This is a genomic window from Bradyrhizobium sp. Cp5.3, assembly GCF_000426265.1.
Lineage (GTDB): Bacteria > Pseudomonadota > Alphaproteobacteria > Rhizobiales > Xanthobacteraceae > Bradyrhizobium > Bradyrhizobium neotropicale.
Window position 1 is genome coordinate 1 of sequence record NZ_AUFA01000083.1, and the last position, 11,232, is coordinate 11,232.

Sequence of the window (11,232 nt, forward strand, 5' to 3'; positions counted from 1 at the left end):
ACCCGCGGGCGCTCGACCTCGATCTTGCCGCCGTGGAAGCCGATCCGTCCCCGCGTTCGGCCCCAACGGTGCGCCCGCCGCGCCGCATCGCGACCGTGGCGCGGCCCGCAGGCCGCCGTGACATCCGCCTCCATCATCGTGCCGAGCGCCTCGATCCCCGCCGCAAGGCAGAACCGATCAAAGCTCGCCCGCACTTCTGCAAACGCTTCGTCCACAGCCCCAGTCGCCGGCGAACCAGCCGGTGTGATATCTCTCGTCATGGCGTTGCTCTCCTTTGTGGAATCAGCACCCCGAGCCTACCGGCTCAAGGTGGGCAACGCCGACCTCTTCAGAAATTCAACAGAACCCGGGACATCCCCTTTGCCGAGCCGGCTGACGGGCTGACAACAAGTGCTCCCAATCCTTACCACATCTTCTACTCGTGTTACGGGCATAAGTCCGAATGATGTGCTGTTGGCCGATTTCACTGATGAAATCTATGATGTCTGCCGCCAAACAGTCGTCTGCGGTACGTAGACCATCATCTTCGGAGAATAATATGTGCGCGCAATAGAAATCTCTCCCGAAACGCTACACGGCGAAGGCAACCGACGTTCCGCTAAAGCGCAAGCCCGATCCAATAGACTAGCGACTACAGGAACTCTGCCTGATCGAGTAGCGGGCTTTGCTAACATCGCTAGGCCATCCGCAGGCAAGCGCACGATTCTCCACATTCTTCAGGAGCGCTACCTACATCGGAATTGCCCAACAGCCATGTTCGCCCAATATATTTTGAGCCTAGGAGCTTCGCCAAACAAGTCTTTTGGGTAAACATGGCGTCCTCCTGCTTCGAACACCGAGAGCGAAGCAGGATTTGGGCCACTGGAATGCGGCGAAACGCAAGCCGATTTTAGGAACGCAGTGTCGTGTTCCAAACAGCGTGGCGAGCTCTGCACATCAGGCCATTGGGCTTCAGACGCAAGCCAAGGGGCAATTGGAAGCATGATACCCGATAGCGGGCTCAAGATACCCGATAGCGGGCTCAAGATTTACGACTAGCGAGGTCACTCTTGACCTGGGCCACCGTTTCAATTCCGCTGTTGCGCAGAGGCTCTTCAAGAAACGAGATGCCGTACTAGCACGTCGGCAAGATTTGTGATCAAGCCTATCCGGCAACTTTCCGCTTCTGCCAGAAAACCACACTGAGAAATACCTCTCGATGAACGAGCTAACAGGGTCGGCGACCTCTTAGATTACAGAGGGGCCTTACACCACGGACACATGCGCTACATCCGCGAATAGAACTGCCTGGACAATCAGAAGTTTGATTTTCGACTACTGCAGTGAAGACGAATAAGTCCTGGCAAACCTTTAAATCAGAGCCGACACTGAATGGCTACGCTCAGTTTTTCATAGCGGAGGATTTGGTATTGGCACTGGATCATGCTCAGCCATTGGTGGAAGGCGACAAGGCCATGTTGAATATCCATCCTCTATATGCCACCTGCTCCTTGAATGGATGGCATGCTTATTGCTTTTTTGACGCTTGAATCGCACTTTCCACGCAAAGCAATCCGTGCGAGGGAAAATATGTTTGGATTAGGATTTGACTTTCCTTCATTCGAAATCATAGCCGAGAAGCTTAGTTTTCGCACGCAATGCGAGAGGGGACAGAGCGCGTTCAAGACACTGACGGAACGATGCTTCACAGAAAATGCAAAATCGTCTTCTACCCTAAAGATTTTCCCTTCGAGGGTCCCATGGAGCGCGCCGGAGTCGCACGCTCAGCCTGAGATTTCGGGTAGTGTGACGCGACTGTATTGGGGGCTGGATCGACAATGAGTTCTGCACGGTCACCAGCAGTACGAGAACAACGACACCATTTGGAGAGGTGGCAAGTGCCCACACGAAGGCTGCCCTGGTCGGTGGTCTCGGTGCGCTCGCTACAGGTTCCTCATCACCCAACAACGCCATCCAGCCCATCTATGCGACGAATTTGAATATTGGCCGCCCCCCCGAAGGACACGTTGCCCGCGCTGCAAACGAACAACCTCCGCCCTGCAGGCAGGAGCGCGGGCAGAACGTTGGAAGCTGCGTGAGAGACCATGTTGATCCACCAGTTGAAAGATCGAATTCCGGATTTTGCCAGCGACGTTAGAATTAACCTAACGTCGATGTTGGCAGATGAGACGCTGCCGCCGAAGAGCAAGTATGGCGTGTTGTTGGCGGCTGCGATTGCGACCCGCAATCCCAAGGTGATTGCCGCCATGGAATCCGCAGCCGCTGCCGTGATGACGCCAGCGGCTCTGGAGACGGCAAAATCCGCCGCTTCTGTGATGGCGATGACCAACGTATACTATCGCTTTGTTCATCTCGTTTCAAACCCGGAATACAGAAAAATGCCGACGCGGCTCCGGATGAACGTGATCGACAATCCCGGCGTGGACAAAGCCGATTTTGCGCTGTGGTCCCTGGCCGTCTCCGCAATCAATGGCTGCGGCGCCTGTATCGACGCGCATGAAAAGGCACTACAGGAGGCATGGCTCGACTCCTCAGAGATCCAGACCGCGGTACGCTTTGCCGCCATCGTGCAATCAGTGGCGATCGCGATCGAGGCAGCTGGTCACGACACGGGGCAAACCGTGTGATTGCCCTGCACCATCCCATTGCCTTGCGGCGAGAGGCTGGCTCAGACCGTCAATGCGCACACTGAAATCGCAAAGCGCCCTCATCCGCCGCGCCACGGTGCTGCGGCCACTCTGCGCAGGCGTACTTGGCGAATGAATGCGCAATCGACCATCCGAGCGGCCGCCATCGCTCTCACGGGGAATGTAGTTAGCCGTAGTGCCATCCAGGCCGCGTGCATTAGCTGCGATTCTCGCCCAAGGGTCAGGGGCACACAGGGTTCGTCCAATGCGATGTTGTACGACTAAGAAGTTCGGGGAGGACGCTCCCCGGCAGTTCCTAGCTAATGGCATTGAATCCTCTCGTTGCTCCGGCACGCGCTACGTCGAGAAACTTGCGACCAGTCGTCGGTTCGGTCACGATCAAGATAGGACAGTAAGCCAAATTTTGATCGCGAACATTGCTAGAGCGGCTGCGCGCTTGGCAACCGAGCCATCAACGCCAATCCTTGTTGCGGCCAACTACCACCGTTGGTAGTTGATTCTGATGGATAGCGAGGCAAGTGTTGATCATCGAAGCTGATATGCAAGACATCCAGCACGCAACACACACTTTGCTCTCGCCAAGGCTCCTGATCGATGCGCTTACTCTTCGCCCAGGTCGGCTCGATCATAACCTCTCAGCGAAGGAAGCGGATGACGGAACATCGGTGGCGGTTGACCACGATCGAAAATTCTCTATCCATGAATTGTAGCCGGCTTCAATTTCAAACTGGATCCCGCAAGTCCTTGAGCGAGACCAAGAGCGTTGGAAATCGCGCTTCGTCGGCCCACTCAATCGCTCAGCGTTACTGCACAATCCACATTTGAGGTAGTTGGCGTGACCGATACAATTCTTTACCCAACTGGACCTTTCGAGCTGCACAGGAAAGGTATCGATGCGGATGTCCGAGCGCTACACACGATGGACCTGCATGGCAAGGTCGCATTGGTCGTTGGCGGATATGGAGCGATCGGTACAACAATCTCAAAAACACTGGCCGCTGCTGGTGCGACCAGTGTTATCGTAGGACGAAATGGCGATCAGGCGCGCGCGCTTGCCGTTCAATTGACTGATGGAGGGTACATTGCCGAGGGCCTTGAGCTAGACGCATCCAACACCGAAGCAGTCAGGGAACTTTCAACATCATTAGTACAACGCTATGGTTCGATTGACATCTTAGCGAACTGCGTCGGCTTTAATAAGGAGCAAAAGTTGCTCGAGGTGACGGAGGAAGCGTTTGACAAGGTCTACTCTAGGACATTGCGGGCCGGAATGTTTCTCTCTCAGGCAGTAGCTGCCCATCAAATTGCCGCCGGAAAGGGCGGTAGCCAAATTCACCTCCTCTCGATTGGGTCCTCACTCGGCTTCCGAGACCGTGGCTACAGCTCCTTCTGCGCTGCAAAGGGAGGCTTGGCTATTCTCTTGAAACAGCATGCAACCGAGTTGGCGCCGCACGGTATCACTGTCAATGGCGTTGCTCCGGGCAGGGTGCGAACTCAAAAGAATGACAAGGCTCTTGGCGACAAAGAGACGTTTGAGCGGGCTACGGCGGACGTTCCTCTCGGCCGCTTGGCAACGCCAGCCGATGTCGCGGGCGCGGTACATTTCCTCGCATCGGGGCTGTCGCGTTTCGTGACTGGGCAGATACTGTACGTCGATGGCGGTCAAAGCGCGTGTAGATAGATGCAGCAGCGGAACGGCGGATACGACAACGAGGCTCACCGTGGTTTCCGAATTTGTTGTGTTGATCAGCCACCATCAATTCACATCAGTATTATCGCGTATTTTTCGTGCATGAGTACTTGAGGCCCCGAAGCTCGCCATTTGTTGCCCACCTGAGTTAAAGCGCGACAGAAATCGGCCTAGGCTCTGCGCATGCCATGTAATGTTGCCAGCCGCGCCGATAACGTTCAGCACCGTACAGTGTCACGGCAAGAGTTTACTATTCGAAGCTCAGCCAGGCTTGGGGCTGAGGTCGAAATCGAAGGATGCTAGGATTGACCACGTCAGCTCAGCCGCTGGCCTTGAACCAGGGCGTATGTATACGGGGACTTCCAATTTATGCTGCCCAGATGAGCGGTAGTCGACGCGCCCATGCTGCCAGTCGCCCAAATGCCTGGCGGTGACTCCATCAATCATTTTTTCGTATCAAAAGGACCGCGGTCATCTCCAAATTGGTGGATTTCGAGCATCATTTCGCTGTCACGCCGGCCGGCGGAGGTCCTGTGGATCTGGATGAAACTCGCTACAATCGTCACAGAAGGCAGGTCTGCATTCAGCTTCCTCGGCCTTTGCAGTTGCGACAAGTGGGGCGACTTGGAAGACCGGCAGACCTATACTTTCGCGACATTGCCGACTCTTACCCATAGCAGGCGCCTACTGCAGGCGAGGTCTTGACGCTCGGTCGGCGACCTACTTATCGAACGACCTTCCGGAAATGCACTCGTCAAGTGTCTCAATAATTACTTGTGATCTCAAGGCCTTGAGTGACGTTAGGCGGCGCCACGCGAGCGCAACTCACGATGTCAAGATCAGATCGCGCCCGCCATCAACCAGACTCTTCAATTCCTCACCAGTTTGCCAAACAAGGCAATCGTCGTCCACGATCTCCTCTTCTATCAGCTGCAAGATCGAGCCGCCGGGTTCATGATGCGAATATCCGTAGACTACGCCCTTTTCCACCAGCGAGCGCGCTACAAGTGCGCATAAGAAGTCAGGAACCCACATCGCGAAGGAAACGCCGCGCGCTATTCCTGCCATGATCTTGGACATACCCCGCCCTCTAAAGTCTCTGCGCACCCAGCGATCGCCAAGGTAGGCTACTTTCCCGGTTATCTGCTGCGCGCTGGGCGCCATGCAACTACAACGATCCTGCGGATGTGCATGTACGGCTGGGTCCGCGAAAAACACCTTCAGAGATTGGAGGTGTTCTGCAAAATTGGTATGCGAAAGGTTATAGAGGCGAGCAGCCTCTAAGAGAGCGACTTCGTTGTTTTTGTCGACGCCCACGATCCAGAATCCCTCGCCTGATCTAATTGGCGATCGGTCTGGCCGAAAATTGGGATATGTCGGTCCCTTTGTTGGAGTGGCCCGAGTGATGGAGATATACTCATGAAAGTCGAATCCTATCGAAAGCTTTATTCCCTTTTGAGCCGCAGCGGCGTCATATACCTGCAAGAAACGTGAGACGCGCAATGGATTAACTAAGCTTTTCATTGCTTCATCTTGTGCCCTCGCGACCAGCCGGCTCATCGATTTATCCCCTGAATTACTACCGCCAGTATAGCACATACCATTGATCGTCAGACTGCCTGATCTAGTGGGGAACATCGCACTGGATCATCGAGGAGACTTAGGCTGCAGAGTGAATGGTTCAGAATGCTGCAGGAGAGGTTGCGCGTGGTCGTGGCCGGGACCAATTCGACTTCTCGATGTGAGTGACAGCTTCTCCACCTTTCCACTCACGCTAGTCGCTTAAGAACCCACCTGCCGCCGGAAGTAATGCCCGTCCGCCCAAGCATCGCAGCTGCAGTTTCTGCCCTGACTGATCGAAACATGCTCGCGCTGTCAGGTCACACTTCGTCACGACGAAGTTAACGTGCCGCCAACTCAAATGGCTGGCGGACTTGGAATTTCGTGCCAACCATAGGGCGGACACCCGGTGTCGTCTGGCGGCGCGCCAGCCAAGCCCGTGGGGGACAGGTGCGAGAGCTTTCACGGCCAATAGCGCAGCACACCTCGAGGAGTCGAGTTCACGAGGTCCACCCGCGCGGTCAAAGCCAGTGCGCCACCCAGCGCAGATCACTAGGTTGATCAGCCGAGCAACGCCACTAGAGATCATCCGATATCCTCCGAGGGAGCCCCTATGCTCACTCGAATTCAGAGCTGGGCTCAGATCTTAAACGACAGCCTATCTCAATGTTTCGGCCAACGACTCCTCAAATATTTCGAGCCCATGCTCGAGCACCTCATGGTCGATCGTGAGTGCGGGCATGAACTTTACGACTTGATCATCCGGCCCGCATCGCTCGATCATCAATCCCTTGTCAAAGGCATTGCGTGCTGTCGCCTCCGCCTTTTCGGCGCTTTGGCAATCGAATCCCAACGCCATGCCGCGCCCCCGAACAGAACAACCGCGTCCATGTTCGGATGCAATGGCCTCAAGCCGACTCCGCATAAGTTGGCCCATACGCTGAACCCGCAGCGAAAACGTCTCGTTACGCCAATAAATGTTTACAGCTGCGGTTGCAGATACAAGAGCAAGGTTATTGCCTCGAAACGTGCCATTGTGTTCTCCAGGCCGCCATGCGTCCAGCCCCTCTTTAATCAAGACCATTGATAATGGCAGACCATATCCGCTCAGCGATTTCGACATTACGACAATATCTGGCGACAATGCCGCGAATTCGAAGCTAAAGAATTCTCCCGTACGACCACATCCCATCTGAATATCGTCAACTATGAAGAGGGCTCCCGTATCCTTTGCTACAGCCTGAATTGATCGCAACCATTCCTTGCTAGCTACATTTATTCCTCCTTCTCCCTGCACAGTTTCAACGAGAATGGCTGCTGGGCAATCTATACCACTACTCTTATCAAGCAGCACGGTCCTCAGATAGTCAGCCGTATCGACCTCCGGTCCGAGATAACCATCATAGGGCATGAAAGTCGCGCCAGATAATGAAACGCCGCTGCCAGAGCGATAGAAATGATTAGCGCTCGCGGCAATCGCCCCTAGACTCATGCCGTGATATCCACGCGTGAATGAAATGACATTCTTGCGTCCCGTGACCTTGCGTGAAAGCTTTAAAGCTGCCTCAATAGCGTTAGCACCAGTCGGCCCTGTGAATTGCATCCGGTATTGCAAATCTCGTTGCCGAAGTACGATAGAGCTGAAGGTCTTCAAGAATTCGAGCTTCGCCGGCGTTGCCATGTCAAGTCCATGGACTACGGCATCCGAAGCTAGATACTCGACGATAGCAGCTCTAATCCCTTGATTATTGTGGCCGTAGTTCAACGCTCCCGCACCGGAGAAGAAGTCGATGACCTGTCGACCACCGCCCGTCGACATAATTGAACCGCGGGCTTGACTGAAAACAGCCGGGAATATGCGTGAGTATGAGCGGACATTTGATTCGAGTGTTTCCAAAGCTCCAATGTCGCTTCCCTCGCCAGATACAACCTCCATGGTCATCTACCCCGGAATTGAGTGGCTGAATGAATCAACTCGCCGCCCTCAGATTGCACGCGCTGCAAACATGGCGACCAGAACGTGCGCCAGCTTCGGCGAGGACCTATGTTGTAGCACGACCGTTCCAAGAAATGGCTCCTCTTGCATATCTCAGAATCGAAAAGAACGAACCTGCTAAAGCTTGTAGTCTTGATCAACGCTTCATACATGAGCGGTTAGCGCGCAGTTGATCTAACGTGCCTAGTGTGTACGCCTTCAGAGAGGGTGTCTCGCCGTCCAGACTACGAGAGCAATCCGATCCGGCCAGGTTGCTTGAAGATTCACGCAGGCGTGCGCTGCGGCGACCGATTCCATCATCGTCAATGGAGCGCCAGATTTCTGCGAGATTCCGCAAGGATCACCAGACCAATGTGACGCTTGGCGTTCCACTTTATGTCTGGCCCCAGCACGACGATCGGAGAACAGAGAGCATTGAAAGCATGATCACCTTAGACACCTGGGAATGGTCGGTTACTTATGAACGAAAAGGCGCTCCGCGAGCGGTATCGGCAGCTCCACCCTTAGGGGCACCAAGTTGATATTTTCACCGTGGTCCGCGCCGCATCGAGGGCACCAATCTGAACCGTAGCATCGATCTTCAACCTGATGAGGCTTTCTTCGTTGTTGCGAGCTCCCCATCGGAAAGCATCGCTGTACCAATGATGCCCTCTCTCGACAATTGCGCTATCTCGGCATCAGATAGGTCGAGAAGTCCAGATAGTATCTCTCGATTATGCTGCCCAAGCGTTGGCGCCGCAGTGCGGATTGGATAGGGCTCTAAACCTTCGCGAATCGGCAATGATGGCTGCGGGTGGCGTCCTATGAAAGCGCGTTCGATTTCCTGCAGAAACGCGCGCGATCGCAGGTGCCGATCATTAAGCAGATCAATTGGGAGACGGGCTACGCCAGCTGCAATCCCTACAGCTTGTAAATCAGACATGGCCTGATCGGCGTCCCGAGTGAGCGTCCACGCTTCGATCGTTCTCTCGATGACATCTTCGATGCCGCGGCGAGCCTCTTCAGATCTGAGAGACGGGTCCGCGGCCCAGTCTGGCCGGCCAAGGAGCATGGCAAGTCTTTGCCACATGTCCTCGTCCGTCGCGGTTACCACGATCCAGTTGTCTTCACCCGCACACCGGAAGCAGCCATGCGGCACAAACTGCGGATGTCGACTGCCATACCTTGGCGGCGGCATACCGCCGGTCGAGTGGATAGTGATCCATGGCGCCGCGAACGGCATCATGCATTCGATCTGCGCTAAGTCAATGAACTGACCTTGCCCGGTGGTGCGGGCGTGAATAAGCGCCACCAGAACTGCAGCGCAGCCGTTCAATCCGCCGACAGCATCCCCGAACGCAATGTGGCTCATCACGGGTGGATCGCCGGAACTTCCGATCACGCTCGGCAACCCCGAGCCCTGCTCAAGAGTCGAGCCGTAGGCACGGCAATCGCGATAGGCGCTATCCGTACCAAAGGCTGACATCGACATCATAATGAGTCGAGGGTTAACCGTTCTGAGCACCTCGTAGCCAAGCCCAAGCTTCGGCAGCACATCGACCGAGTAATTGTCGACGACAATATCGGCTCCCGCTACAAGCCGTTTGGCAAGAGTGCAGCCCTGCGGCCGCGTCAGATCGAGTGTGATGCCGCGCTTGTTGCGGTTCATGAGGCAGAAGCGCGCCCTCTTTTCGTACATCTGCGCATCGATATAGGCGGGCGTTCGGTCGACACCGCGCCACCAGTCAGGATACTGGATAGCCTCGATCTTGATCACGTCCGCTCCAAGATCAGCCAGTGCAGTGGTGCAAACAAGGGCAAGTCCCGTGATCGCAGTGATGCCCATGCTACGAGGCGAGCGAAAGCTCATGATTGATCTCCTATTGTTGAAAGGCTGTAGTCCCCAGAGGGCGTGAGGCCCGAGACGCGAGCAAGCTCGGCGAGGCGGCGATCGGCGCCGCGGCCAACAAGAACCGCAACGACATTGATCGTTTCGGCAATCAGCGCCCGGGGGACCGTGACCACCGCCTCCTGAATGAGCTGCTCGAGCCGACGGAGCGCACCTAGCGCCGTACCAGCATGGATGGTCCCGATCCCTCCGGGATGACCCGTGCCCCAGGCCTTGAGGAGATCAAGTGCTTCGGCTCCCCGCACCTCGCCGATCGGAATACGATCGGGGCGCAGGCGAAGCGAAGAGCGTACGAGATCCGATAACGAGACCACGCCGTCCCGAGTCCGCAAGGCAACGAGATTTGGCGCCCTGCATTGAAGCTCTCTCGTATCTTCGATCAAAACGACACGGTCTGCCGTTTTGGCCACTTCGGCGAGAAGCGCATTTGTCAGAGTTGTTTTGCCGGTCGAGGTGCCGCCTGCGACCAGGATGTTGGCGCGAGAGGCAACAGCAGCCCGGAGCGCGCCCGCCTGCTGAGTGGTCATGATGTTCGAGGCGACATAGTCCTCGAGCGTGAACACTGCCACGGCCGGTTTTCGGATCGCGAATGCCGGCGCGGCAACGACCGGCGGCAGGAGACCTTCAAATCGCTCCCCACTTTCCGGCAGCTCGGCCGAGACACGAGGCGCACCCGCATGAACCTCGGCGCCAACATGGTGAGCCACGAGCCGTATGATCCGCTCGCCGTCGGAAGCCGACAGGCTTTCGCCCGTGTCGGTCAAGCCTCGGGAGAGCTGATCGACCCATAGTCGACCATCTGGATTGAGCATCACCTCGACGATTGAGGGATCTTCCAGAAAGCGTCCGATCGCGGGACCAAGCGCAGTGCGCAGCATGCGCGCTCCGCGCGAGATCGCCTCCGGTTGATACGACTTGTTTGTCATCGATGCCCCCAACAGCTGAGGCGCTCGAAGGCCTCAGGTTGGGATGATTTAAAAAGCCGGATCTCGATCATGCAATGAGGCGAGCCCAATGATCGTAGACTGGCGTAGGAAAAGAAACTCTGCAGCGATTGTTAGCCTATAGGCGTTTGGTACGGTTCATTCGCTCGAATCGCCATCATCCTGACTTCTTCGTTTAGCGAGCTTTTCGATGATCCGACTGACGAGCTCCGCGAGTTCGATGGCTTCGGGATTTTGTCTCCAGACATCGCCTACCATGCTCACCCCGATCCTCGTGATTTGCTCGACGTATCCTTTTCGCATTTGAAGCACAGATCCTGTCGCTCGAGCTGTTTCGTGCCGACAATCGCTATGCCGAACTGACCGGGGGGATGTCCCGGGTTCTGTTGAATTTCTGAAGAGGTCGGCGTTGCCCACCTTGAGCCGGTAGGCTCGGGGTGCTGATTCCACAAAGGAGAGCAACGCCATGACGAGAGATATCACACCGGCTGGTTCGCCGGCGACTG

At 55.8% G+C, this 11,232-nt stretch carries 9 protein-coding genes and 1 pseudogene; 4 read left to right on the plus strand and 6 right to left on the minus strand.

Features of this window, described 5'->3' with window-relative positions:
* Nucleotides 1–260 (minus strand): annotated as a pseudogene (locus tag K289_RS46980) (IS256 family transposase); the annotation flags it as partial.
* A 1,062-nt stretch (nucleotides 261–1,322) separates the two neighbouring features.
* On the opposite strand from K289_RS46980, the gene K289_RS51210 reads away from it, so the two are divergent.
* The 4 genes from K289_RS51210 (at nucleotide 1,323) to K289_RS0139315 (ending at nucleotide 4,329) form a co-directional block, all read left to right on the plus strand.
* Nucleotides 1,323–1,529 carry a hypothetical protein gene (locus K289_RS51210; RefSeq protein ID WP_156918438.1) on the plus strand — a complete coding sequence of 69 codons (207 nt, stop codon included), beginning with the start codon at nucleotides 1,323–1,325 and terminating at the stop codon, nucleotides 1,527–1,529.
* Nucleotides 1,530–2,084: 555 nt separating this feature from the next.
* Nucleotides 2,085–2,627 carry a carboxymuconolactone decarboxylase family protein gene (locus K289_RS0139310; RefSeq protein WP_027556355.1) on the plus strand — a complete coding sequence of 181 codons (543 nt, stop codon included), beginning with the start codon at nucleotides 2,085–2,087 and terminating at the stop codon, nucleotides 2,625–2,627.
* A gap of 542 nt (nucleotides 2,628–3,169) precedes the next feature.
* On the plus strand, nucleotides 3,170–3,358 hold the full coding sequence (locus K289_RS51215; RefSeq protein WP_156918439.1) for a hypothetical protein: 189 nt from the start codon (nucleotides 3,170–3,172) through the stop codon (nucleotides 3,356–3,358).
* A gap of 125 nt (nucleotides 3,359–3,483) precedes the next feature.
* Complete coding sequence (locus K289_RS0139315) at nucleotides 3,484–4,329, plus strand: SDR family NAD(P)-dependent oxidoreductase (protein ID WP_245284131.1); 846 nt, start codon at nucleotides 3,484–3,486, stop codon at nucleotides 4,327–4,329.
* Nucleotides 4,330–5,163: 834 nt separating this feature from the next.
* Here the strand turns inward: K289_RS0139315 and K289_RS51220 are convergent.
* The 5 genes from K289_RS51220 to K289_RS52100 form a co-directional block, all read right to left on the minus strand.
* Nucleotides 5,164–5,898 (minus strand): hypothetical protein, encoded by a 735-nt coding sequence (locus K289_RS51220; protein ID WP_156918440.1) that lies wholly within the window; start codon nucleotides 5,896–5,898, stop codon nucleotides 5,164–5,166.
* Between the two features lie 658 nt (nucleotides 5,899–6,556).
* The gene (gene ectB, locus K289_RS0139325; protein ID WP_371260909.1) at nucleotides 6,557–7,834 is read right to left on the minus strand and encodes a diaminobutyrate--2-oxoglutarate transaminase; all 1,278 of its coding nucleotides are present in this window, start codon (nucleotides 7,832–7,834) and stop codon (nucleotides 6,557–6,559) included.
* A gap of 640 nt (nucleotides 7,835–8,474) precedes the next feature.
* Entirely contained in the window at nucleotides 8,475–9,743 is a 1,269-nt protein-coding gene (locus tag K289_RS46985; RefSeq protein WP_245284132.1) for a CaiB/BaiF CoA-transferase family protein, read from the minus strand.
* Nucleotides 9,740–10,708, minus strand: coding sequence for a P-type conjugative transfer ATPase TrbB (gene trbB / locus K289_RS0139335; RefSeq protein WP_027556359.1), 969 nt, complete (start codon nucleotides 10,706–10,708; stop codon nucleotides 9,740–9,742). The genes K289_RS46985 and trbB overlap by 4 nt, the downstream gene beginning before the upstream one ends.
* Nucleotides 10,709–10,864: 156 nt before the next feature.
* The coding region (locus K289_RS52100; protein ID WP_210164552.1) for a hypothetical protein at nucleotides 10,865–11,232 on the minus strand (368 nt) is incomplete at its 5' end.